The following is a 21,747-nucleotide window of genomic DNA, read 5'->3' as shown; positions in this document are numbered from 1 at the left end:
TTCTCCCGGGTTTCAGGTGGTGGTGCGGGTGGAGCGGCGGGCCGGGCGCAGGAACAGCGCCAGCACGACCACGACGTAGACCGACCAGACGACGGCCTCCAGCACGGTCGTCCGCGGCGAGAAGTTGAAGATCCCCTTGAGCAGCGTGCCGTACCAGGAGTCGGCGGGGACGGCGGCGCTGACGTCGAAGGCGAGCGTGTTCAGGCCGGGCAGGATCCCGGCCTCCTGCAGGTCGTGCACGCCGTAGGCGAGGATCCCGGCGGCGACGAAGACCAGCAGGAAACCGGTCACGGTGAAGAACCGGCCGAGGTCGATCCGCAGCGCGCCGCGGTAGAGCAGGTGGGCCAGCAGCACCGCGACCGCGATCCCGGACAGGAAGCCGATCAGCGGCCCGGTCGTCTCCCCGGCGGCCTGCGCCGCGGCGAAGAAGAACACCGCCGTCTCCAGGCCCTCCCGGCCCACGGCCAGCGCGGCCATCAGCACGACGGCCCACGGGCCCATCCCGATCGCGGCGTCCAGCCGCCCCTCCAGCTCGGCCGACAGCGTGCGGCCGTGCGCGCGCATCCAGAAGATCATCCAGGTGACGAAGCCGACCGCGATGATCGACAGCGAACCGCCGAGCGCCTCCTGGGCCTCGAAGGTCAGTGCCTGCTGGGTCAGGGTCAGCCCGAGCGTCACCCCGACGCTGACGGCGACCGCGAGGCCGACCCCGAGCCACACCCGCGGCAGCTCGGCGCGGCGGCCGGTGCGCACCAGGAAGGCCACCAGGATCGCCACCACGAGCGACGCCTCGAGACCTTCGCGCAGCCCGATCAGGGCGTTCCCGAGCATGAGCCTCCGACCCCCGGTGGTGACGGCAGTCGCGAGGTCAGGATGCGCTGCCCGGTGCGGAGGCTAGCCTCACCGTTTCGCTCCGGAAAAGGGTCGCGAGTCCTTCCTCCCGGAAGATCCCCGGAGGCCGCGGAGTCCGCTTCGGCCCAGGTCAGGACCTTGGGCCCGGGTGATCAGTGCCGATCGGAGCCGACCGCGATCCGGGCCCGGACCTCGCCCAGTGCCTCCTGGTACTCCGGCCGCGGGTCCATCGCCGACGCCATCTTCAGCGACGTCTCCGCCTCGCCGAGCCGGCCCTGCCGCTGCAGCGTCTTGCCGAGCGCGAAGCGCGCGTAGTGGTCGGCCGGATCGATCTCGATCACCCGCCGGAACGCCTCCTCGGCCTTCCGCAGCTGCGCCGAGTCCAGGTACGCACGACCGGCGAGCAGGTGCACCGAGGCGTCCGGCGAGCCGCCCGGGCCGAGCACCGTGCGCAGCGCGTCCAGCGCCTCCAGCGGCCGGCGCCGGGAGAGCAGCTCGTCCGCCCGGCGGAACGCGGCGACCGGGTCCGTGGAGTTCGGGCGTGGACTGCTCATGGTCACCCCCACGTTAGGTGTGATCCACGTTCGACGCGAGGGGTTGACACCGGGGACCGTGACGGAAGCGTCCCTCACGCGTCACGCCGCTGTGACTACGCTGGCGCCGGACACGACCGGCGATGCGAGAAGGAGTGACGGTGGCGGTCATCGAGCAGGTCGGGGCACGCGAGATCCTCGATTCACGGGGCAACCCGACGGTGGAGGTCGAGGTCGCGCTGGACGACGGCACGCTGGCCCGTGCCGCGGTTCCGTCCGGCGCCTCGACCGGCGAGCACGAGGCCGTCGAGCTGCGCGACGGGGACCCGAAGCGCTACGGCGGCAAGGGCGTCGAGAAGGCCGTCGCGGCCGTCCTCGACGAGATCGGGCCGGAGCTGGTCGGGGTCGAGGCGGTCGACCAGCGGCTCGTCGACCAGCGGCTGGTCGATCTCGACGGCACCCCGGACAAGTCGAAGTTCGGGGCGAACGCGCTGCTGGGCGTCTCGCTCGCGGTCGCGAAGGCCGGCGCCGAGTCGTCCGGCCTGGAGCTGTTCCGCTACGTCGGCGGCTCCAACGCGCACGTGCTACCGGTGCCGATGATGAACATCCTCAACGGGGGAGCGCACGCCGACACCTCCGTCGACGTGCAGGAGTTCATGGTCGCCCCGATCGGCGCGGAGACCTTCCGGGAGTCGCTGCGCTGGGGCGCCGAGGTCTACCACGCGCTCAAGTCGGAGCTGAAGGACAAGGGCCTGTCGACCGGGCTGGGTGACGAGGGCGGCTTCGCCCCCGACGTCAAGGGCGGCACCCGCGGCGCGCTCGACCTGATCGCGGCGGCCGTGCAGCGGGCCGGCTACACCCTGGGGACCGACGTCGTGCTGGCGCTCGACGTCGCCGCCACCGAGTTCCACGACGGCGGCAAGTACTCCTTCGAGGGCAAGAAGGTGTCGTCGGACAAGCTCGCCGAGGTGTGGGCCGAGCTGGTCGACGCCTACCCGCTGGTCTCCATCGAGGACCCGCTCGACGAGAACGACTGGGACGGCTGGGTCGCGCTGACCGAGGCGATCGGGGACAAGGTGCAGCTGGTCGGCGACGACCTGTTCGTCACCAACCCGGAGCGGCTGGAGGACGGCATCGCCCGCGGCGCCGCGAACGCGCTGCTGGTGAAGGTGAACCAGATCGGCACGCTGTCCGAGACCCTCGACGCGGTGACGATGGCGCACAACGCGGGCTACCGCTGCATGATGAGCCACCGCTCCGGCGAGACCGAGGACGTGACGATCGCCGACCTGGCCGTCGCCACCGGCTGCGGCCAGATCAAGACCGGCGCCCCGGCCCGGTCCGAGCGGGTCGCGAAGTACAACCAGCTGCTGCGCATCGAGGAGCTGCTCGGCGACGCCGCCCGCTACAACGGCGAGCTCGCGTTCCCCCGCTACCAGGTGCCCGGCCAGGGCTGAGCGGCCGATCCGGGTGCCGGGCCGGGTTCCCTCGGCGCGGCACCCGGACCGACGCCCGATCGGGCGGCATCCTGGGGGTGACGGACACACAGCGGTACCGGTCCGGGGGAGGAGGACGCCGTGGGGGACACGCGCAGCCGTGGCCGCGACGCCAGGGCGCGTACCTCCGGCACCGGCCGGGGTCGCGCCCCGGCCAAGCCGCGGACCGCGCCGTCGGGCACCCGTAACGGCACCGCACGCTCCCGGCCGGCCGGGCCGCCGCCGGCCCGCCCGCGGCTGACCCGGGCCCGGTCGAAGGCGGGCGAGGTCGTCGCGCGGACCACCGGCCTGCTCGGGCTGTCGTCGACCAAGCGGGCCGCGATCCTGGCGATCGTGGTGTGCGCGCTGGCGCTGACCGTCGCGGTCCCGCTGCACAACTACGTCGCCCAGCGCCAGGAGCTGGCCGCCGTCTCCGACCGGCAGCAGGCGCTGGAGGCCGAGGTCGACCGGCTGTCCGCGGACCGGGCCCGGCTGTCCGACCCGGCGGAGGTGCAGGCCCAGGCCAGGACCCGGCTCGGGATGGTGCAGCCGGGGGAGACGCCCTACGTCGTGCAGTTCCCGGCGCCGCCGGAACCGGTCGTCGACGACGGGCAGGCCGAGCCCGGCGTCCCCTGGTTCACCACCCTGTGGAACGACGTCACCGGCGAACCGCGACGATGACGGGGTGAGCCCACAGTCCGATCCCGAGCCCGATCCCGTCATCCGCGCACCCGGACTCGAGACCGGCCCGCCGTCGCAGGCGGATCTCGACGCCGTCGCCCGGCAGCTCGGCCGGGCCCCGCGCGGGATCCTGGCGGTCGCCTACCGCTGCCCGTCCGGGCATCCGGCGGTCGTGCAGACCGCGCCCCGGCTGCCGGACGGGACCCCGTTCCCGACGCTGTACTACCTGACCTGCCCGCGCCTGGCGTCCCGGATCGGGACCCTGGAGGCCGACGGCCGGATGCGCGAGATGGAGGCCCGGCTCGCCACCGATCCGGAGCTCGCCGGGCGCTACCGGGCCGCGCACGAGCGCTACCTGGCGGAGCGGGACGCGATCGAGCCGCTGGCCACCCATCCGGACGTCACCGCGGGTGGCATGCCGGACCGGGTGAAGTGCCTGCACGTGCACGTCGCGCACGCGCTCGCCGCCGGATCCGGGGTGAACCCGTTCGGCGACGAGGCGCTCGACGAGCTCGGCGCGTGGTGGCGGCACGGCGACTGCGCCGGGTGAGTCGCCGGTCACCGTGCGGTTCGGTCACCGGAACGGATCGGTGGCCGACGCGGGTGTGCCGGTGCTGCGATGGCTGCTCGGCGAGGGGGCCGGGGGCCTCCTCCCGTCGAGAGGAGAAGGCCATGACCACCTCCGTACCCGGGACCGACGCCGCCACCACCGGCATCGTCGGCTTCAACCACGTGGCGATGCCCGTGCGGGACGTGCACGAGGCGCTGCGCTTCTGGAGCACCATCTTCGGTGCCCAGGTCCTCGGCACCTTCGAGAACGACGGCTTCGGCATCGTGGCGATGCCGGGCAACTTCCTGCTCGGGTTCTCCGCGCAGGACAAGGGCGCCGCCACCGGCCGCCGGGCCGAGTACCCGCACTACGGGCTGGACGTCGCCCCGGACCGGATGGATGCGCTGCGCGACCGGCTGACCGAGTTCGGCGTGCCGTGCGACCAGGTGTGGACCCGGTTCCGCAGCGAGGCCCTGATGTACTTCCGGGACCCCTCGGGCAACCTGTTCGAGCTGTACTGCCACGAGGGGTACTCCGACGTCGGCAGCATCGATCTCGGCCGGTTCTACGGCGGTGACTTCGAGACCGATCTCGAGGCGCTGAACTACGACACCTGGAACGACCCGGGACGGTAGCGGGTCAGCCCCGGGCCTGGCCCAGCCGCCAGTACCCGGAGAACATGATCCGCTCCTTCGGCACGCCGCGCTCCTCGACGAGATGGCGCCGCGCCCGCCGCACGAGATCGGCCTCGCCGCAGACCCAGGCGTAGTCGATCGTGTCCGGCAGCGTCGCGTCCTCCAGCACGGGGAGCAGCGCCGCCCCCGGGGCCCGCCCGCCCCGGGGGACCCGGATCGGGCCGGCGGCGAGATCGACCGCGTCGTCGAGGTCGGGGACCTCGACGAGCGCGACGGTGTCGACCGCCGGTGCGGACTCCAGGATGCGGGCGAGCGCGGGCAGCGCCGTCTCGTCGCCGATCAGCACCTGGCCGCGGGCGCCGGGGGGCAGCAGGTACGGCGCGCCGGACTCCCGGACGCCGACGACGTCGCCGGCGCGGGCGCCGAGCGCCCAGCGGCTGCCGGGGCCCTCGTCGCCGTGCACGACGAAGTCGATGTCGACGGCCGCCCCGGCCGGGCGGTGGTGGCGCAGCGTGTACCAGCGCAGCGTCGGGCGGTCCGGCTCGGGCAGCCCGGCCAGCGCCGACCGGATGTCGTCGCCCGAACCGGGCAGCGTGAGCGGCCGGCCCGCGGGGGGCAGCAGCAGGCCGAAGAACTCGTCGGGGCCGAGCGGATCGAGATCGGCGAACTCCGGCGCCACCAGCGTGATCCGCCGCAGGTGTGGCGACACCTGCGCGGCGCCGGACACGGTGGCCCGGTAGAGCCGGTGCTCGGTGCGCAGGTTGCGGGCCGCCCGGCGCGCCGCGTCCGGCTCAGCCACCGGTGGCCGCCGTGTCGCCGGTGAGCGCGGTCCGGATCCGGCGGACGACCCCGCAGGCGGCGCGGCCGAGGCCGTTGTTCAGGGTGGCGTCGAGATCGAACACCCGGTTCGCGACCGCGGCGGGCCGGGCCCGGAACAGCGGGGACTCCTGCAGCGCGGGGCGGTCGTCCAGGCTCTGGACGAACAGGACGTCGGCGTTCGCGGCGGTGCCGAGCTCCTCGCCGCCGACCTCGAAGTACGGCTCGGCGGCGGACGGGTCGTAGTGCGGCTGGGTGAAGCCGAGATCGGCCGCGACCCGGTTCGCGAGCAGGTTCGCCCACACGTACATGCCACCGGTGTCCAGGGCGGTGCCCATGGTCAGGGTGAGCCGGTCGGGGATGTCGCCGAGCGCCTCGCGGGCCTCGGCGACGAGCGCCTCGTAGCGCTCGATCTCGCTCTGCCCGCGGTCCTCCCGCTGCAGACCGGCCGCCTGCCCGGTGACGTCCTCGACCCACTGCGGCCGACCGGCCTGTACCGCGAGGATCGGGGCGATCCGGGTGAGCAGGTCGTTGCCGTAGAAGTCCTGCTGGAAGGCGTTGGCCCGCATCACGATCAGGTCCGGTTCGAGTGCCGCGAGCTGCTCGGGGTCCGGCTGCTGGGTGGTGAACCGGATCTCCTGGATCGCGTCGAGATCGAACTCGGACAGCTCGTCGAGCAGCGCGCCGTCGCGGCCGAAGTAGAACCCGCTGGCGACGACCGGGTAGCCGGCGACGAGGGCGAACTCCAGGTCGCCGCGGCCCTCGACGACGGCGACCCGGGTCGGCTCGGCCGGGATCCGGGTCTCGACGCCCTGGTAGCTGAAGTCGATCATCGCCGGAGCGGCCGGACCGCTCGTGGTGGCGCAGCCGGTCAGGGCGGCGGCCGCGGCGACGGCACCGCCGAGGAGGAACCCGCGCCGATCGAGCTCGCTCACGACGGCCGGCCATCCGGTGCGGTGCAGGGCGATCGGGGGAGCGTCCGCGATCTGCAGGACGGAGCGGGGAGCGGGCGGGCAGAGCACGGGCACGGGGCGACTCCGGTGTGTGAGGGAAGGCAAACCGAAGTAACAGCCATCTCGCCCGGCCGGACGTGATGTGATCGGCTCCTCTCAGAAGCCCCCGGCCGCCGTGGTCGCCCGCTCCAGCACGGCGTCCACCGTGCTCCCGGTGCCCCCGCCGGGCCGGGTCCCGGCCGTGCGCAGCGGGCCTCCGGTGTCCAGCCGGGTCGTCAGGAAGGTCTCCGCGACCGCGGCCGGGGCGTGCCGGACGAGCAGTGAGCCCTGCAGTGCGAGCGCGGCCAGCTCGGCGAGCCGGCGGGCCCGGCGTTCCTGCGGTGCGGCCAGCTCGGTGCGCAGCGCTGCGGTCGTCGCGTCCAGCCGCGGGTCCCGCCCGGCGGCCAGGTCGATCTCGGTGAGCAGTGCGTCGACCGCGTCCGGCTCGCGGGTGATCGCGCGCAGCGCGTCGAGCGCGGTGACGTTGCCCGCGCCCTCCCAGATCGAGTTGAGCGGCGCCTCCCGGTACAGCCGGGGCAGATCGGACTCCTCGACGTAGCCGTTGCCGCCCAGGCATTCCAGCGCCTCCGCCACCACCGCGGAGGTCCGCTTGCACACCAGGTACTTCGACACCGGCAGCGCGAGCCGCAGCAGCGCCGTCTCGCCGCGGTCCACCGCGCCGGCCAGCCGCATCGCCAGCACGGTCGCGGCCTCGGTCTCCGCGGCCAGCTCGGCGAGCACCTCGCGCATCAGCGGCGCCTCGATCAGCCGGGCGCCGAACGCCGACCGGTGCGCGGCGTGGTGCGCGGCCTCGACGACGGCCGCCCGCTGCGTCCCGGCGGCGCCGAGCACGCAGTCCAGCCGGGTCATCGAGACCATCTCGATGATCGTCCGGACGCCGCGGCCCTCGTCGCCGATCCGCCAGCCGACCGCGCCGGTGTACTCGATCTCCGACGACGCGTTCGACCGGTTGCCCAGCTTGTCCTTGAGCCGCTGCAGCCGGATCGCGTTGCGCGTGCCGTCCGGCAGGACCCGCGGCAGGACCAGGCAGGTCAGCCCGCCGGGCGCCTGGGCGAGGGTGAGGAACAGGTCGTTCATCGGGGCCGAGGTGAACCACTTGTGCCCGGTCAGCCGGTAGCTGCCGTCCGGTTGCGGTGCGGCCACCGTGGTGCCGGACCGGACGTCGGAGCCGCCCTGCTTCTCGGTCATCGACATCCCGGCGAGCAGGCCGGCCTTGCCGGCCGGGACGGCGAGCCCGGGGGCGTAGCTGCGGGCGGTCAGCCCGGGCTCGTAGGCGGCGGCCAGCTCCGGGGCGTGCCGCAGCGCGGGGACCGCGGCGTAGGTCATCGAGATCGGGCACAGGTGGCCCTGCTCGACCTGCGAGGTCAGGTAGAACCCGGCGGCGCGGGTCAGGTGCGCGCCGGTGCCGGGTGCGGACGCCCAGGGCGCGGCGCCGAGGCCGTGCTCGACGCTCACCCGCATCAGCTCGTGCCACGACGGGTGGAAGCCGACCTCGTCGATCCGGTGCCCGGTGCGGTCGTGGGTGCGCAGCTCCGGCTCGTGGGTGTTCGCGGCGCGGGCGTGCTCGCGGTGCGCCGCGGTGCCGACCACGGCGGCCAGCCGCTCCAGCGCGGCCCGGTCGCCGCCCTCCCGGTCCAGCGCCTCGGTCAGCGCGGGGTCGGCGTCGAGCAGGTCGCCGTCCGGTCGCGGCGGGACCTGGTTCGTGACCTCGTGGGTGCCGAGATCGGACACGGGGGCCGGCGTCTCCGGCCGGGTGTGCGTCGTCGTCACTACCCGAGAGTAACTTGACCGGCGGGTCCGGCTCCAGGCTTCCGCGTACGGTGGCGGCGACCGGTCGTCCAGCCCAGGGAGTGCCGATGTCGCGGGTGGCCGCCATCGACTGCGGGACCAACTCGATCCGCCTGCTCGTCGCCGACGTGACCGAGGCGTTCGACGGCGCCAAGGAGCTGCGCGACCTGCACCGGGAGATGCGGATCGTCCGGCTGGGGAAGGGTGTCGACGCGACCGGCCGGCTCGATCCGGAGGCCCTGGAACGGACCCGGGTCGCGCTCGTCGACTACGCCGTCGCGGCCCGCCGCAAGGGTGCCGAGCGGGTCCGGATGGTCGCCACCTCGGCGACCCGCGACGCCGCCAACCGCGAGGACTTCTTCACGATGGTGCGCGACACCCTCGGCGTCGAGGCGGAGATCATCACCGGCGACGAGGAGGCCCGGCTGTCGTTCGTCGGCGCGGTCGGCGACCTCGACCCGGACGACGGCCCGTTCGTGGTGACCGACGTCGGCGGCGGCTCCACCGAGGTCGTCGTCGGCGAGCTGCGCGACGGTGTCGCCGAGGTCACCGCGGCCCGGTCGGTGGACATGGGATCGGTCCGGCTGACCGAGCGCTGCCTGCCGTCCGACCCGCCGTCGGAGTCCGAGGTGGAGCAGGCCCGCCGGGTCGCCGCAGAGGTGCTGGCCGAGGCGTTCGCGTCGGTGCCGGTCGAGGGCGCCCGGACCTGGGTCGGCGTCGCCGGGACGATCACCACGCTGTCCGGGATCGCCCAGGAGCTGCCGAGCTACGATCCGGAGGCGGTGCACCTGTCGACGCTGTCCCGCGACGAGCTGCACCGGGTCGCCGACCTGCTGATCCACTCCCCGCGCGCGGAGCGCGAGAAGCACGGTGCGCTGCACCCGGGCCGGGTGGACGTGATCGGCGCCGGATCGCTGGTCGTACAGGCGCTGGCCGACGAGCTGCACGCGCGCGCCGGGATCGACCGCGTGGTCGTCTCCGAGCACGACATCCTGGACGGCATCGCGCGCTCGATCGCATGAGCCTGGCCCTGCTGGACCGGCAGATCGCCGAGTGCCGGGCCTGCCCGCGGCTGGTCGAGTGGCGCGAGCGGGTCGCGGAGGAGAAGCGGGCCGCCTACCGCGACCAGACCTACTGGGGACGCCCGGTGCCCGGCTTCGGCCCGGCCGACGCGGCGATGCTCGTCGTCGGGCTGGCCCCCGCCGCGCACGGCGCCAACCGCACCGGCCGGATGTTCACCGGCGACCGCAGCGGCGACGTGCTCTACGCCGCGATGCACGCGGTCGGCCTGGCGTCGCAGCCGACCTCCGTCCACGCGAGGGACGGCCTGGAGCTGTACGGCGTCCGGATCACCGCGCCGGTGCACTGCGCGCCGCCGGAGAACAAGCCCACCCCCGCCGAGCGGGACACCTGCCGGAGCTGGCTGGAACGCGAGCTGGACCTGCTGGCCCCGACCGTGCGGTCGATCATGGTGCTGGGCGGGTTCGGCTGGCAGGCGCTGTTACCGGTGCTCGCCGGGGCCGGCTGGGAGATCCCGCGGCCGAGGCCGCGCTTCGGGCACGGAACCTCGGTGACGCTGAGCCCGTCCGGCCCCGGCCGCGCGCCGCTGGAGCTGTTCGGCTGCTACCACGTGAGCCAGCAGAACACCTTCACCGGACGCCTGACCCCGGCGATGCTCGAGCAGGTCCTCGCCGACGCCGCCCGGGCCGCCGGGCTCTCCCCGGCGCCCCGGTAACCGCCCCGCCGGCACGGCATCGCCGCAGGCAGGGGGTCTGTGTGTACCTCGCTTTGCTCTGCTCACCTCGCGCGCTGCTCTGCTCACCCCGCCCGTCAGTCACGCCCCGGCGGGAGTCGCGCGGTCAGGGCCTCACCGGCTCACGGCTCCAGCGTGACGTCGACGGTGACCCGGCCGGCGTCGCGGACGACGACGCCGTGCCCCACCCGCTCCCGGCCGTCGAGCAGGACCGTGACCGGATGCCCGTCGCCGGTGAAGTTGCGCCACCACGTCTTCCGGTAGGGCAGCCCGACCCGCACCAGCACCCGCTCCGGGCCGCCCCGCTCGTAGCCGACCGGGAGGCGGACCTCCCGGCCGGACCGGCGCCCGGTGTAGGTCAGGACCGTCATCCGGCCCTGCACCAGCCCGCGCAGCCGCGGGGAACGCAACAGGGCGTCGACGACGGCGTTGAACGGTCTCGCGACGGTCTGCACGACGGACACGGTCGGTGGCCTTCTCTCTCAGCGGGTGGTGAAGCGGTGCAGGCGCATCGCGTCCTGCAGCGTCGGAAGGTGCCCGGCGGCGGACAGCAGCGGCCGCAGCCACACCCGCGGATGCCGGATCGTCAGCTCGTCGATGATCGCGACGTCGTCGAGCTCGCGCAGCGTGGGGTGGCGGTGGGCGAAGTCGGCCGGGTTCCAGGCCCACCGGAAACCGGTGCCCAGGGCACGGAACGTCGGGGTCCAGCGGGACATCGTGACCGTCCACGGGGAGACGGCGTCGAAGGCCAGCTCGGCCCGCCGGGTCCCGTCGACGACCCGGTCGACGACGGCGTGCACCGTGGCGGGCCGGAGGTACATGAACAGGCCCTCGGCGACGACGAGTGTCGGCCGGTCCGGGTCCACCGCCTCCCACCACGTCTCGCCGGTGACCGAGCCGGCAACCTGCACGACGTGCTCCGGGAAGGTGTACAGCCGCCGCCGGACGTCGATCACCTCCGGCTGGTCGACGTCGAGCCAGCGGACGGTCGGCGGCACCGCCAGCCGCAGCGGGCGGCTGTCCAATCCGCAGCCCAGGTGCAGCACCTGGCCGTGCGACTCGGTGCCCAGGAACTCCCGGGTCCAGCCGTCCAGTACGGCGGCCCGGGCGGCGATGGTGGCGGCGTCGCCCGCGACCTGCCAGAGGCCGTGCACGTCGTGCTCGATCCGGTCGTAGACCGCCTCGGCGTACGGGTCGCCGAGGATCGGCCTGCGGGAACGCGCGTCGAGCCGTCGCATGTAGAGGGTCATCAGCAGGGTCGCGGCGGCGCCGCGCAGGTCCACCTTCTCGGTGCCCGCCATCGCCGACCTCCCCGCCTGGCTACGCTGGCGTGGCGCCCCCGTGGCCCAACGGCAGAGGCAAGCCCCTTAAAAGGGTTACCGGTGTGGGTTCGAATCCCACCGGGGGCACCAGATCCGGCATCGACCCTACGCCCCTGAACAGCGGGTTCGCCCGGTCACCTGCGCGCGGCCCGCTCGCGCCGGCCCAGCACCTCCGTCACCACCGGGGCGGCGAGCTCGACGGCGAGCAGCGCGTCGTGGAACCGGTGCGGCCGGCCCCGGGTCGCGCGGGTCACCAGCCGCCCGACGCCGCCGAGCGCCATCAATCCGGCGAGGATCCGCAGCCGGTCCAGGTCCGGTTCGTCGTCGGCGGTGGCGTCGAGCCAGGCCAGCCCGTAACCGGCGAACACCGGGCCCATGAACCGGACGTGCGAGTCGACCGTCGCGTCACCGGTCATGCCCGGCTCGCCGCGCACCCCGCCGACGAGCTGGATCCCACCGATCGCCATGCACGCCCACCCGGTCAGTCGTCCCACCGTTCTCAGCGTCGACATGCAGGCATCGTTGCAGTTCGTGGGTCGTCGCCCCAGCCGATTCACCGGGGGGTGCCGGGCCGAGCCGGAGCGCCGCCCGGGTCTTCCCGAGTCCGGCCATGGTCGGCTCCTCCGGGTCGCGCGGTGGGGATTTGCAACCCGACGATGCCGCCATGGGTTCATCCAGCACAACCATTACTCAGCGGGCGCCGAGCTGTCTTGATCGGCGCGCCCCGCGTACTCGAAGCCTGCGGTGGCGACGGCCAGCAGCACCAGCCGGACCCCGTTCACCTTGTCCCACCGGGCGAGCAGCCGCTCCCGCTCGTCCGCGGCGATCGGCGGCCCGTCGCCGAGCAGCCGCAGGTTGACCGTCCGGACGAGGTATCCGGACAGGACGGTCGCGACGAGCGACGATCCCGCCGCGACCAGGGCTGCCCGCCGGGCGCCCGGGGAGCCCGGCCCGGTGCCGGCCGCAGCGACCGCCGAGCCGAGCACCAGCGGGATCGCGGGAACGTGGTAGTGGGCCGGGCTGCCCCGGCGCAGCGGCCCCCGCCCCGGCGGCCGATCCGCGCGGTCGTGCTCGTCGGCGAGCCGCTCGGGCATCCGGACGACGGCCTCGTAGAGGTTCACGGCGAGCCACTGGGCGTGGGTCAGCCGGGCGAGGGCCAGGGCCGGTCGGCTCGGCTCACCGGCAGGCTCCGGCGTGATCACCGGAGCTCCCGCTGCCGCGCCACGGCGCCGACCAGCGCGTCCCAGTGCCGGGGCGGCGGAAGCTGGTGGCCGACGTCGGCGAGCTCCAGCAGTTCGGCGCCCGGGATGTGCTCCGCCAGCGCGCGACCGTGCTCGACCGGGAACAGCGGATCGGCCGTCCCGTGCACGACCAGGGTGGGCCGGGAGCCCAGCTCGGACAGCTCGACGGGTGCCGCACCGCCGTCGGAGAGCAGGAAGTGGTTGGTCATCGCGCTGGGCAGGCTGCGGGTGCGGTCGACGACCCGTCCGGCGGTCGCCCGGACGACGTCCTCGTCGAAGCTCCCCGGCCCGGCGAAGGGGCGCTCGCCCTCCACCAGGTGCTCGACGACCGCCGCCCGGTCCGCCCAGTCGGGTTCGTCCGCGGCCTCGGTGAACAGCCGGGCGATCGCGGGCGTCGGGCCGGGCAGCTCCGACCGGACCGGGCCGGCCGGGCTGGTCGACATCAGGGTCGAGGACAGCACACGCGAGCTGTACCGGAACGCGAGCTGCTGGGCGAGCCCGCCGCCCATCGACAGCCCGACGACGTGCGCGCCACCGAGTTCGAGCCCGTCCATGACGGCGACCACGTCGGACACCAGATCGGCACCGGTGTAGCCGGGCCCGCCGGGCGGCCAGAACGTCGACTCGCCGGTGTCGCGCTGGTCGAAGCGGACCACCCGGAACCCGGCGTCGGCGAACAGTGCGCACAGCCGGTCGTCCCACCAGTCCTTGGACCACGTCGCACCGCCCAGCAGTACCAGCGGATCGCCGCCGATCCCCCCGATCGACTCGACGTGCAGTTCCGTGTGGTCGTCCGGGCGGACGAGGTGGATGCTCACGGTCGGCCTCCTGTCGTGGCGGTCGCGAAAGGGGGACCGGTCCGGCGCGGCGAACTCATCGCCACGCGGAATGAACGCGACCGCGCCGGGGTTGGGCCGTCCTACCCACTCCTGCACCGGAGGCGAGCGCGCCGTGACCGACACCGACCTGCAGCGCAACAAGGACAACGTCCGGGCGTTCTACGACCTGATGTTCAACCGGAGCCGGCCTGCCGAGGCGATCGAGCGCTACGCGGGGGCGACCTACATCCAGCACAACGTGCACGTCGCCGACGGCAAGCAGGCGTTCATCGACTACTTCGAACGGATGGCGGCGGAGTACCCGGGCAAGTCGGTGCGGTTCGTCCGGGTCGTCGCGGAGGGGAACCTGGTGGTGCTGCACTGCCACCAGAGCTGGCCGGGCGGCGAGGACTACGCCGGCATCGACATCTTCCGGGTCGACGACGACGGGAAGGTCGTCGAGCACTGGGACGTCCTGCAGGTCGTCCCGGCGACCTCGGCGAACGACAACGGCATGTTCTGACCGCTCACCCGCGGCCGAGCCGTTCGAGCGCGGACCCGTCCAGGCGCATCACCCCGATCTCGTCCAGGCCGCGTGCCCGTAACCGCTCGTAGAACCGGATCGCGCCGTCGTTGCTGTGCAGTACCCACCACTCCAGCCGCCCGCACCCGCGCTCGACGGCGAGCCGGGCGAGGTGCCCGAGCAGGGTCTCGACGGCCCCGGGGAACGCCTCGGCCGCCGCCAGCTCGACGACGAACCGGTGCAGCGTGCCGACGTCCTGCGGGGCGGCCGGCCGGAGCGTCGGGCCGTCGGTGCCGGTGGTCATGGGTTCGATCATGGCCGACCGGCGGGCCGGCGCCCGGTGGGCGCGGCGGTCGTGCCGCACATCCCGACGGCCGGCCGGCCGCTCAGGTCAGCGCGGGCACCAGGAACAGGACGGTCGTGTCGAACAGGATGTGGGCGCCGACCGGCACCCACAGGTTCTTCGTGCGGATGTAGGCCAGCGTCAGCACCAGCCGGGCGGCACCGATCACGATCAGCGACTGCGCGACGTTCCAGTCGTAAGTCGGCAGGTGCAGGGCGCCGAACCAGACCGCGGTGACCAGCGCCGCCCAGACGATCGCCGGGCGCCGGCCGAGCCCGGCGCGTCCGGTCAGGATGTGCAGCAGCGCCAGGAACGGCAGCAACGTCATCAGCTCCTCGCCGAGCAGCTGAACCGCGTCGCCGACCCACTCCACGATCGTCTGGCCGGTGCCACCCCGGGTGCCGCCGCTCAACGGGTTCGCGGACACCGCGAACAGGCTCCGGACGACGAGTGCCGCCACCCCCGAGGTGATCATCCCCAGCACGGCGAACACCACCATGAGCCCGGCGTCGCGCAGCGTCACCCGGCGGAAGAGCGCCGTCCACCAGCGGCCGGTGGCCCACCCGAGGGCACCCAGCATGATCGCGGTGAACGCGGACTGCCGGACCAGCGCGGACGGGCCGTCCAGTGGGACCAGGGACAGGACGAGGAAGGCGACCAGGCAGGCGGACCACAGCGCGAGCCAGCGGCCGGTGGACACCCCGACCGGCGTCCCGTCGTAGAAGGGGAAGTCGGCGCCGTCGCCGCGCTCGACCGCGCGGCCGAACCGGGCCGGTCCGCGAGCGGTGGCGCCACCGTGCTCGGTGCTGATGGTGGCCTCCTCCGCGGCGCGCGTGGTACCCGGCGAAACCTAGGAGCAGGCGCCGGCGGCCGCCACCGGAGGGGACCCGGTGCTCACCCCGGGGCGGTCGCCTGCGCGGCGGCGTGGATGATCCGGGCGGCGTCGACGGCGTCCAGCCGGTCGGTCCGCAGGGTGAGGGTGAAGTGCGTCGCCGCGCCCAGCAGGGCCTTGCTCGACCGCTCCCACCGGCGCGTCCAGCCGCGGTCGACCGGGCCGCGGAGCCCCCGGCCGGCCCTGGCCCGCGCCTCCGGGGCCGGGCACCACAGCAGCACCGGGAGCCAGCCGGCCGACTCGCGCCGGAACGCGGCCGGTGCGTCGGCGTCCTCGACGCACACGACCGGGAGGCGCCCCTGTTCGCGCAGCCCGGCCGGGCGCTCCCGGTCGTAGAGGTACCCGGAGCCGTCCACGGTGAACTCGTGCAGCACCTGGGCCCAGGACCGCAGCTCGTCGAGGTGCGCCCGGGCGGCCGGTTCGGCGTCCACCGGCGGATCGGTGGCGGTCGTCAGCGCGGGGACGCGGGCGTAGCTGCGCCGCAGGCTGGTGAGTGCGAACGCGACCGTGCGCTTCCCCGAAGCGGGTGGGCCGGCCAGCAGGATCCCGGTGTACGACGACGGCTGGAGCACGTCCGATTCCCTCGATCGTTGCGACATGCATCACCCTAGCCGGGCGGGAATCCGGTGGTCAGCCGCCGGCCGGGCGTGCTTGGGTCGGATCGTGATCGAGCTGTCCGCGGTACTGGGTGTCGTCGTGATCGCACTCGGCATGGTCCTCACGCCGGGGCCGAACATGATCTACCTGACCTCCCGGGCGATCTCCCAGGGCCGCCGCGCCGGGCTCGTCTCGCTCGCCGGGACGGCCGCCGGGTTCGTCTGCTACCTGGTGGCCGCGGCGGCCGGGCTGTCCGCGCTGTTCGCCGCCGTCCCGGCCGCGTACACCACGGTGAAGATCGCCGGAGCGGTGTACCTGGCGTGGCTGGCCTGGACCATGCTGCGCCCCGGCGGCCGCTCGCCGTTCCAGGCCCGCGATCTCGCACCCGAGTCGGACGCGCGGCTGTTCGGGATGGGCCTGCTCACCAACCTGCTGAACCCCAAGATCGCGCTGATGTACGCGGCGCTGCTGCCGCAGTTCGTCACCCCGGCCGACGGCGCCACCTGGAGCCAGCTGCTCCAGCTCGGCGGCACCCAGATCGCCGTCGCGGTCACGGTGAACGCGCTGATCGTGCTGACCGCCGCGTCGGTGTCCGGGTTCCTGGCCGCGCGGCCGCGGGCGATGACCGTGCAGCGCTGGATCGCCGGCACCGTGCTGGGCGGGTTCGCGGTGCGGACCGCGTTCAGCCCCGCGCCGTCGTCTCCGTGACCCGGCCGTCGAGCAGCAGCTCGGCCAGGTGCACCGCGGGGCGTCCGCGCAGGTCGGAGATCTGGGTGCGGCAGGAGAACCCGTCGGCCAGCACGACGGCGTCGGGCTCGGCGTCCAGCGCGGGCAGCAGGTTCTGCTCCGCGACCGCCACCGACACCTCGTAGTGCCCCTGCTCGACGCCGAAGTTCCCGGCCAGCCCGCAGCATCCGGCCAGCGCCCGGACCGACGCCCCAGCCCGGGTCAGCAGCTCCCGGTCGGCCGTCCAGCCCATGACGGCGTGGTGGTGGCAGTGCGGCTGGGCGACGACCGTCGTCCCGGACAGGTCCGGCGGGGTCCAGTCGTCCTGCCGGGACAGGAACTCGGCGAGGGTGAACGTGTTGCCGGCGACGGCCCGGGCGTCGTCGGTGCCGAGCAGTTCGACGGCGTCGCTGCGCAGCACCGCGGTGCACGACGGCTCCAGCCCGACGATCGGGATCCCGGCGGCCGTCGCCGCGGCCAGCTCGCCGGTGGTGCGGCGCAGGATCCGGCGGGCGGCGTCGAGCTGGCCGGTGGAGATCCAGGTCAGCCCACAGCAGAGCTGATTGCGGGGGACCTGCGGCTCGAATCCGGCGCGGCGCAGCAGCGCGACGGTGGCCTGCGCGGCGGCGGGGGAGAAGCCCTCGGTGAAGCTGTCGGTGAACAGCAGCACCGGGGTGCCGCCGGTGGCCGCGGCCGAGCCGGTGCGCCGCCACCAGCGGCGGAACGGTGTCGTCGCGAATGCCGGGATCGAGCGCCGGCCGTCCACACCGGCCACGCGGAGCATCAGCCGGCCGATCCCGGGCAGCGTCGCCGCCCGGTTGGCGAGCCGCGGCGCCAGCCCGGCCAGCTGGGCCCAGCGCGGCAGCATGCCCAGCGAGTAGTGCGACCGCGGCCGGATCCGTCCCTTGTAGGCGCGGTGCAGCACCTCGGACTTGTAGCTGGGCATGTCGATCCCGGTCGGGCAGTCCGAGGTGCAGCCCTTGCAGGACAGGCAGAGATCCAGCGCCTCGTGCACCTCGGGGGCCCGCCAGTCGGTCCGCTCGCCGCGGATCATCTCCTGCAGCACCCGGGCCCGGCCGCGGGTGGAGTCCTTCTCCTCGCGGGTGGCCAGGTACGACGGGCACATCAGGCCGCCGTGCCCGGAGTTGTCGGCGCGGCACTTGCCGACCCCGGTGCACCGGTGCACGGCGTTGCCGAGGTCGCCGCCGTCGTGGTCGAACCGGAAGCCCCGCGAGCCGACAAGCGGCAGGTCCGCGGTGAACCGCACCGAGCGGTCGACGGGATCCGGGTCGACCAGCACGCCGGGGTTGAGCAGGGCGTCCGGGTCGAAGACGGCCTTCAGTCCGCCGAACAGGCGCAGCGCCTCCGGCGAGTACATGGTCGGCAGCAGCGCGCTGCGGGCCCGGCCGTCGCCGTGCTCGCCGGACAGCGTCCCGCCGAACTTCGCGACTAGCTTCGCGGCCGCCGCGAGGAACTCACGGAACGCGGTGGTGCCGTCCGCGCGGTCGAACGGAAAGTCCAGCCGCACGTGGATGCAGCCCTCGCCGAAGTGCCCGAACGGGGCGGAGGTCAGCTCGTGGGTGGCCAGCAGCTCGTCGAACTCCGCCAGGTAGGCGCCGAGCGAGTCGGGCGGGACGGCGGCGTCCTCCCAGCCGGCCCAGGCCCGCTTCCCGGACGGGGCGATCCCGGCCAGTCCGGCGCCGTCCTCCCGGATCCGCCACAGCGGCGCGGCCACGGCCGGGTCGTCGACGATCCGGGTGCGCGCGGAGATCCCGGATCCGGCGAGCGTGGCCGCCCGGTCCATGACCTCGTCCCGGTCGTCCCCGGCGAGCTCGACGAACAGCCAGGCCCGGCCGTCCGGGAGCTCCGGTACCCGGTCGGCCCCGCGCCGGGTGCGGACGACGTCGACCAGCCGGGAGTCGAGCCCCTCACACGCGGTCGGCCGGTATCCCACGACCAGCGGGGCGGCCTCGCCCGCAGCGACGATGTCGTCGAAGCCCAGCGCCACCATCACCCGGTGTGCGGGGTCGCGGACCAGCCGGACGGTCGCCGCGGTGAGCACACCGAGGGTGCCCTCGGAGCCGACGAGTGCCTGTCCGAGGTCGAACCGCTCGGGGAGCAGGTGCTGCACGGCGTAGCCGGAGACCTGCCTGCCGAACCGGTCGAACTCGGTGCGGCCGACGGCCAGGAACCCGGCCATCAGGTCCTGCAGGCGGGCGACCAGGTCGGTGTCGCCGGTGACGGTGGGCCGGCCGGCCGCGTCGTACCCGGTGCCGATCCGCTCGCCGGCCGCGGTGACCAGCTCCAGCCCGGCCACGTTGTCGGAGGTGCGGCCGTAGCCCAGGCTGCGTGCGCCGCAGGCGTTGTTGCCGATCATGCCGCCGATCGTGCAGCGGGTGTGTGTCGACGGGTCGGGGCCGAAGCGCAGCCCGTGCCCGGCCGCCCGGGCCTGCAGCGCGGCCTGCACGGTGCCCGGTTCGACGAGTGCGGTGCGGGCCTGCGGATCGATCGAGAGCACCCGGTTCATGTGCCGGCTGAAGTCCAGCACGACACCGGGGCCGATCGCGTTGCCGGCGACCGAGGTGCCGGCGCCGCGGGAGGTCAGCGGCACGCCGAGCTCGCGGCAGACGGCCAGGGCGGCGAGCACGTCGTCGGTGTCGCGGGGGCGCACCACGCCCTGCGGCGGGATCCGGTACAGCGAGGCGTCGGTGGCGTACATCGCCCGGGTGCCGGGGTCGTCGCGGTAGTCCAGGCCGTGCCGGTGCAGCGCCGCGGCCAGGGCGGGATCGGGCACGACGGGTGCCGGTGACCGGGTGTCGACGTCGAGCATGCCCGCCCCTCTCGCGTGGTGGTGAATTGCACGTTACATGCTACTCATGGGTAAGTCGTGCTGGGCCGGGCGCGGCGGGACCGTCAGGCCCAGCGCTCCCACTCCTGCCGCCAGGTGGCCGAGTCCTCGCTCAACACGTCGGCCGTGCTGAGCAAGTGCTCGCGCATCGCCGCGCTCGCCCGGTCGCGGTCGCCGCTCGCGACGGCGTCGGCGACCGCGCGGTGCTCGGCGATGATCTGGGTGGCGCCCCGGACGTTCGGCATGCTGCGCCTGCCCTGCAACGCGATCGCGTCGCGCAGCGAGAGCACGATGCCCGCCAGCCGCTGGTTGCCGCCGGCCCGCATGATCACGTCGTGGAAGTCGCAGTCGGCCCGGAAGAACTCCTCGGGCTCGTCGGCGTGCGCCTGCATCCGGTCGAGGGTCGCCGTGAGCTCGGCGACCGGGAAGTCCGGGGCGAGCGCGGCGCGGCCGGTGGCGGCCGGCTCCAGCAGCAGCCGCAGCGTCGACACCTCGGTGATGTCGGCCTCGGTGCTGTGCAGGACGCGGGCGCCCCGGTTGCGCTCGATCCGGACCAGGCCCGCGTTCGCCAGTTTCAGCAGGGCCTCCCGGACCGGGGTCCGGGAGACGCCGAACAGCTCGCCGAGCTCCTGGGCCGAGTAGAGACGGTCCGGTGTCAGCTCGCCGCTGCGGATCGCGTCCCGCACGGCGACGGTGAGCTGGTCGGCCTTGCTGGGCTGGTCGGCGAGCCGTTCCATGACACTCCTTCGCTCACCGACGATTCTACGCACCGTCACTGTAAGGAAGCCTGCTGTCGCGATGCGGGTCAGTGCAGGCACGGAGCGTGACGCGCGACACCCGTCCGGCCCCGGGCGGGACGAGCTGGGCCGGACGGGTGTCGTGCTCAGCCGATCGGGTCCGGGACCGCGATCCCGAGTTCCTTCTCCACCGCGCGCAGCGAGATCGCGGACTGCTCGGCGTAGATCTGCTCGGGGGCCGCCACCGGCCGCCCGATCGCGTCCGAGAGCCACGCCGCGTCGCGCTCCGCCCCGCCCTGATCGGCGTGCAGCGTCGCGTTGCCGGTGAGGTTGGAGGCGAAGATCCCGGCCGCGGACCGGGGCAGGAAGTCCTCGTAGACGATCGGCGTGGCCTCGACCCAGCCCTGCTCCAGCAGCTCGCGCAGGGTGCCCGGCGGGGTTCCCTCCGGCGTCCGCCCGGCGGTCGCGTAGCTGAAGTAGCCGAGCCCGCCCAGACACAGTTCCTGCTCGGTGGCGGGCAGGTGCTCGGCCCACACGTGCGCGGCGACGGCCGGGCGGTCGTCGTCCGGCCGGTCCGCCATCCGCTCGTCCACCAGGGCGACCATCCGGTCGTAGAGGTCCCGGCCGGCCGGAGTGAGCGCGATCCCGCGCGCCTCGACCTCACCGAAGCGCACCCGCAGCTCCCCGGTGGACACGCTGCCGTCCGGCTCGGCGAACCGGCGCGGCTCGGCCAGCGCCCGGAACGACGTCTGCCGGAGCAGCACGTCCGGGCCGCCCCAGGCGGGCGGGCCCTGGATGCGGTCGATCATCGTGATCCCGCGGTCCTGCATCCGCCGGTAGAGGTCGTCGATGTCGAGGACCCGGGGCGTCAGGTGGTTGATGTGGGTGCTGGCGACGCCGCCGATGTCGGCCGCCACCCCGGAGATCCGCTCCAGCTCGGCGTACCAGGCGCGGTCGACCGGCTCGGGGGACAGGGCGAACGACGCGGTGGCGAGCTCCAGGAACCGCTCGGCGTCGGCGGCGTCGAGCCCGCCGCCGGCCTCGGCGCGGTCGGCGAGCACGAGCAGCTCGTCCGGGAACAGGGTGCGGCTCTCGATGAACGCGGTGAGCCTGCGCTCCAGGTCGGCGTCGAAGAAGCGCCGGTCCTGCGGGACGAGCACCGAGGTGAACACCCGGAACGGGTTGCGGGCCAGCTCCTCGGTGTCGGTCGGGCGGAACGAGGTCGAGACGACCGGGATCGGCTGCGGGCGCGCGTCGCGCAGGTCGTAGAAGCCGGTCGGGTGCATGCCGAGCGCGCCGAAGATCCGCGCGACCTGGGCGAGCTCGGCGGCGCTGCCGACCCGGATCGCGCCGTGCCGCTCGGCGGTCACCCGGGCGATGCTGCCGAGCCGCTCGGCCGAGTCGCCCTGCTCCTCGATGACCCGGCGGTTCACCTCCTCGGAGACCTGCAGCAGCGTGGTGTAGGCGGGGACCTCGGTCCCGTAGAGGTGGGACAGTGCCGCGGCGAACCGGCTCCGGAGCTCGGTGGTGCCGACGTGGGACATGGTGGTTGCTCCTGGCTGTGGATTCGGGTGGTGCGGCCGGGCCCCGCGGCGCGCGGCGCG

The 21,747-nt window shown here is 74.2% G+C and carries 24 protein-coding genes and 1 tRNA gene; 9 read left to right on the top strand and 16 right to left on the bottom strand.

What is annotated here, in order from left to right; genetic code table 11:
* Positions 1–12: 12 nt before the first annotated feature.
* Both efeU and ABD160_RS25025 read right to left on the bottom strand, forming a co-directional pair.
* Complete coding sequence (efeU, locus tag ABD160_RS25030) at positions 13–831, bottom strand: iron uptake transporter permease EfeU (protein ID WP_344026664.1); 819 nt, start codon at positions 829–831, stop codon at positions 13–15.
* Between the two features lie 173 nt (positions 832–1,004).
* Complete coding sequence (locus ABD160_RS25025) at positions 1,005–1,406, bottom strand: tetratricopeptide repeat protein (RefSeq protein ID WP_344026662.1); 402 nt, start codon at positions 1,404–1,406, stop codon at positions 1,005–1,007.
* A 140-nt stretch (positions 1,407–1,546) separates the two neighbouring features.
* Between ABD160_RS25025 and eno the strand changes: the two genes are divergently transcribed.
* The 4 genes from eno (at position 1,547) to ABD160_RS25005 (ending at position 4,726) form a co-directional block, all read left to right on the top strand.
* The gene (gene eno / locus ABD160_RS25020; RefSeq protein ID WP_344026660.1) at positions 1,547–2,842 is read left to right on the top strand and encodes a phosphopyruvate hydratase; all 1,296 of its coding nucleotides are present in this window, start codon (positions 1,547–1,549) and stop codon (positions 2,840–2,842) included.
* 120 nt (positions 2,843–2,962) lie between these two features.
* Complete coding sequence (locus tag ABD160_RS25015; RefSeq protein WP_344026658.1) at positions 2,963–3,541, top strand: FtsB family cell division protein; 579 nt, start codon at positions 2,963–2,965, stop codon at positions 3,539–3,541.
* Positions 3,542–3,581: 40 nt separating this feature from the next.
* On the top strand, positions 3,582–4,091 hold the full coding sequence (locus ABD160_RS25010; protein ID WP_344026835.1) for a DUF501 domain-containing protein: 510 nt from the start codon (positions 3,582–3,584) through the stop codon (positions 4,089–4,091).
* Between the two features lie 122 nt (positions 4,092–4,213).
* Positions 4,214–4,726 carry a VOC family protein gene (locus ABD160_RS25005; protein WP_344026656.1) on the top strand — a complete coding sequence of 171 codons (513 nt, stop codon included), beginning with the start codon at positions 4,214–4,216 and terminating at the stop codon, positions 4,724–4,726.
* 4 nt (positions 4,727–4,730) lie between these two features.
* Here the strand turns inward: ABD160_RS25005 and ABD160_RS25000 are convergent, their stop codons facing one another.
* The 3 genes from ABD160_RS25000 to ABD160_RS24990 all read right to left on the bottom strand — a co-directional run bounded on the left by ABD160_RS25000 (position 4,731) and on the right by ABD160_RS24990 (position 8,325).
* Complete coding sequence (locus tag ABD160_RS25000; protein WP_344026654.1) at positions 4,731–5,525, bottom strand: siderophore-interacting protein; 795 nt, start codon at positions 5,523–5,525, stop codon at positions 4,731–4,733.
* Positions 5,518–6,477, bottom strand: coding sequence for an ABC transporter substrate-binding protein (locus tag ABD160_RS24995; protein WP_344026652.1), 960 nt, complete (start codon positions 6,475–6,477; stop codon positions 5,518–5,520). The genes ABD160_RS25000 and ABD160_RS24995 overlap by 8 nt, the downstream gene beginning before the upstream one ends.
* Positions 6,478–6,651: 174 nt before the next feature.
* Complete coding sequence (locus tag ABD160_RS24990; RefSeq protein ID WP_344026650.1) at positions 6,652–8,325, bottom strand: acyl-CoA dehydrogenase family protein; 1,674 nt, start codon at positions 8,323–8,325, stop codon at positions 6,652–6,654.
* A gap of 86 nt (positions 8,326–8,411) precedes the next feature.
* Here ABD160_RS24990 and ABD160_RS24985 point away from each other — a divergent pair, with 86 nt between their 5' ends.
* Complete coding sequence (locus ABD160_RS24985) at positions 8,412–9,365, top strand: Ppx/GppA phosphatase family protein (RefSeq protein ID WP_344026648.1); 954 nt, start codon at positions 8,412–8,414, stop codon at positions 9,363–9,365.
* The gene (locus ABD160_RS24980) at positions 9,362–10,078 is read left to right on the top strand and encodes a uracil-DNA glycosylase (RefSeq protein ID WP_344026646.1); all 717 of its coding nucleotides are present in this window, start codon (positions 9,362–9,364) and stop codon (positions 10,076–10,078) included. The genes ABD160_RS24985 and ABD160_RS24980 overlap by 4 nt, the downstream gene beginning before the upstream one ends.
* A 140-nt stretch (positions 10,079–10,218) precedes the next feature.
* Here the strand turns inward: ABD160_RS24980 and ABD160_RS24975 are convergent, their stop codons facing one another.
* Positions 10,219–10,551 (bottom strand): hypothetical protein, encoded by a 333-nt coding sequence (locus ABD160_RS24975; RefSeq protein WP_344026644.1) that lies wholly within the window; start codon positions 10,549–10,551, stop codon positions 10,219–10,221.
* Positions 10,552–10,578: 27 nt separating this feature from the next.
* The gene (locus tag ABD160_RS24970) at positions 10,579–11,397 is read right to left on the bottom strand and encodes a class I SAM-dependent methyltransferase (RefSeq protein ID WP_344026642.1); all 819 of its coding nucleotides are present in this window, start codon (positions 11,395–11,397) and stop codon (positions 10,579–10,581) included.
* Between the two features lie 34 nt (positions 11,398–11,431).
* On the opposite strand from ABD160_RS24970, the gene ABD160_RS24965 reads away from it, so the two are divergent.
* Positions 11,432–11,508, top strand: a tRNA-Leu gene (locus tag ABD160_RS24965).
* Positions 11,509–11,552: 44 nt separating this feature from the next.
* On the opposite strand, the gene ABD160_RS24960 is transcribed toward ABD160_RS24965, so the two are convergent.
* From ABD160_RS24960 to ABD160_RS24950, 3 genes are all read right to left on the bottom strand, one after another.
* Positions 11,553–11,912 carry a DUF4345 domain-containing protein gene (locus ABD160_RS24960; RefSeq protein ID WP_344026640.1) on the bottom strand — a complete coding sequence of 120 codons (360 nt, stop codon included), beginning with the start codon at positions 11,910–11,912 and terminating at the stop codon, positions 11,553–11,555.
* A gap of 192 nt (positions 11,913–12,104) precedes the next feature.
* Positions 12,105–12,620 carry an anthrone oxygenase family protein gene (locus tag ABD160_RS24955; RefSeq protein ID WP_344026638.1) on the bottom strand — a complete coding sequence of 172 codons (516 nt, stop codon included), beginning with the start codon at positions 12,618–12,620 and terminating at the stop codon, positions 12,105–12,107.
* A complete protein-coding gene (locus ABD160_RS24950) occupies positions 12,617–13,477 on the bottom strand; it encodes an alpha/beta fold hydrolase (RefSeq protein WP_344026636.1) in 861 nt (286 codons plus the stop codon). The genes ABD160_RS24955 and ABD160_RS24950 overlap by 4 nt, the downstream gene beginning before the upstream one ends.
* A 133-nt stretch (positions 13,478–13,610) precedes the next feature.
* Between ABD160_RS24950 and ABD160_RS24945 the strand changes: the two genes are divergently transcribed.
* Positions 13,611–14,000, top strand: a complete 390-nt coding sequence (locus ABD160_RS24945) for a nuclear transport factor 2 family protein (protein ID WP_344026634.1) — start codon at positions 13,611–13,613, stop codon at positions 13,998–14,000.
* 4 nt (positions 14,001–14,004) lie between these two features.
* On the opposite strand, the gene ABD160_RS24940 is transcribed toward ABD160_RS24945, so the two are convergent.
* The 3 genes from ABD160_RS24940 to ABD160_RS24930 form a co-directional block, all read right to left on the bottom strand.
* Complete coding sequence (locus ABD160_RS24940; protein WP_344026632.1) at positions 14,005–14,304, bottom strand: GNAT family N-acetyltransferase; 300 nt, start codon at positions 14,302–14,304, stop codon at positions 14,005–14,007.
* An 82-nt stretch (positions 14,305–14,386) separates the two neighbouring features.
* The gene (locus ABD160_RS24935) at positions 14,387–15,043 is read right to left on the bottom strand and encodes a CPBP family intramembrane glutamic endopeptidase (protein ID WP_344026630.1); all 657 of its coding nucleotides are present in this window, start codon (positions 15,041–15,043) and stop codon (positions 14,387–14,389) included.
* Positions 15,044–15,237: 194 nt separating this feature from the next.
* Positions 15,238–15,807, bottom strand: a complete 570-nt coding sequence (locus tag ABD160_RS24930) for a hypothetical protein (protein ID WP_344026628.1) — start codon at positions 15,805–15,807, stop codon at positions 15,238–15,240.
* Between the two features lie 91 nt (positions 15,808–15,898).
* Here ABD160_RS24930 and ABD160_RS24925 point away from each other — a divergent pair, with 91 nt between their 5' ends.
* Positions 15,899–16,540, top strand: coding sequence for a LysE family translocator (locus tag ABD160_RS24925; RefSeq protein WP_344026626.1), 642 nt, complete (start codon positions 15,899–15,901; stop codon positions 16,538–16,540).
* Here ABD160_RS24925 and ABD160_RS24920 read toward each other — a convergent pair.
* The 3 genes from ABD160_RS24920 to hglS all read right to left on the bottom strand — a co-directional run bounded on the left by ABD160_RS24920 (position 16,515) and on the right by hglS (position 21,687).
* Positions 16,515–19,388: an FAD-binding and (Fe-S)-binding domain-containing protein gene (locus ABD160_RS24920; protein ID WP_344026624.1), complete on the bottom strand. Its 2,874-nt coding sequence runs from the start codon at positions 19,386–19,388 to the stop codon at positions 16,515–16,517. The two genes, ABD160_RS24925 and ABD160_RS24920, sit on opposite strands and share 26 nt — an antisense overlap.
* 83 nt (positions 19,389–19,471) lie before the next feature.
* The gene (locus ABD160_RS24915) at positions 19,472–20,143 is read right to left on the bottom strand and encodes a GntR family transcriptional regulator (RefSeq protein WP_344026623.1); all 672 of its coding nucleotides are present in this window, start codon (positions 20,141–20,143) and stop codon (positions 19,472–19,474) included.
* A gap of 146 nt (positions 20,144–20,289) precedes the next feature.
* Positions 20,290–21,687 carry a 2-oxoadipate dioxygenase/decarboxylase gene (hglS, locus tag ABD160_RS24910; RefSeq protein WP_344026621.1) on the bottom strand — a complete coding sequence of 466 codons (1,398 nt, stop codon included), beginning with the start codon at positions 21,685–21,687 and terminating at the stop codon, positions 20,290–20,292.
* Positions 21,688–21,747: the final 60 nt, after the last annotated feature.

It is taken from the genome of Pseudonocardia kongjuensis (assembly GCF_039526905.1).
GTDB lineage: Bacteria > Actinomycetota > Actinomycetes > Mycobacteriales > Pseudonocardiaceae > Pseudonocardia > Pseudonocardia kongjuensis.
Note: the sequence above shows the minus strand (reverse complement) of the source record. Positions and strands in the feature narration are given on the sequence as shown.

What these genes read in the sequence shown, in the direction of transcription:
- ABD160_RS24985 (WP_344026648.1), top strand. Translation starts at nt 8,412, where the DNA reads ATGTCGCGGGTGGCCGCCATCGACTGCGGGACCAACTCGATCCGCCTG.
- ABD160_RS24940 (WP_344026632.1), bottom strand. Translation starts at nt 14,304, where the DNA reads ATGACCACCGGCACCGACGGCCCGACGCTCCGGCCGGCCGCCCCGCAG.
- ABD160_RS24970 (WP_344026642.1), bottom strand. Translation starts at nt 11,397, where the DNA reads ATGGCGGGCACCGAGAAGGTGGACCTGCGCGGCGCCGCCGCGACCCTG.
- ABD160_RS25025 (WP_344026662.1), bottom strand. Translation starts at nt 1,406, where the DNA reads ATGAGCAGTCCACGCCCGAACTCCACGGACCCGGTCGCCGCGTTCCGC.
- ABD160_RS24915 (WP_344026623.1), bottom strand. Translation starts at nt 20,143, where the DNA reads ATGGAACGGCTCGCCGACCAGCCCAGCAAGGCCGACCAGCTCACCGTC.
- efeU (WP_344026664.1), bottom strand. Translation starts at nt 831, where the DNA reads ATGCTCGGGAACGCCCTGATCGGGCTGCGCGAAGGTCTCGAGGCGTCG.
- ABD160_RS24920 (WP_344026624.1), bottom strand. Translation starts at nt 19,388, where the DNA reads ATGCTCGACGTCGACACCCGGTCACCGGCACCCGTCGTGCCCGATCCC.
- ABD160_RS25005 (WP_344026656.1), top strand. Translation starts at nt 4,214, where the DNA reads ATGACCACCTCCGTACCCGGGACCGACGCCGCCACCACCGGCATCGTC.
- ABD160_RS24980 (WP_344026646.1), top strand. Translation starts at nt 9,362, where the DNA reads ATGAGCCTGGCCCTGCTGGACCGGCAGATCGCCGAGTGCCGGGCCTGC.
- hglS (WP_344026621.1), bottom strand. Translation starts at nt 21,687, where the DNA reads ATGTCCCACGTCGGCACCACCGAGCTCCGGAGCCGGTTCGCCGCGGCA.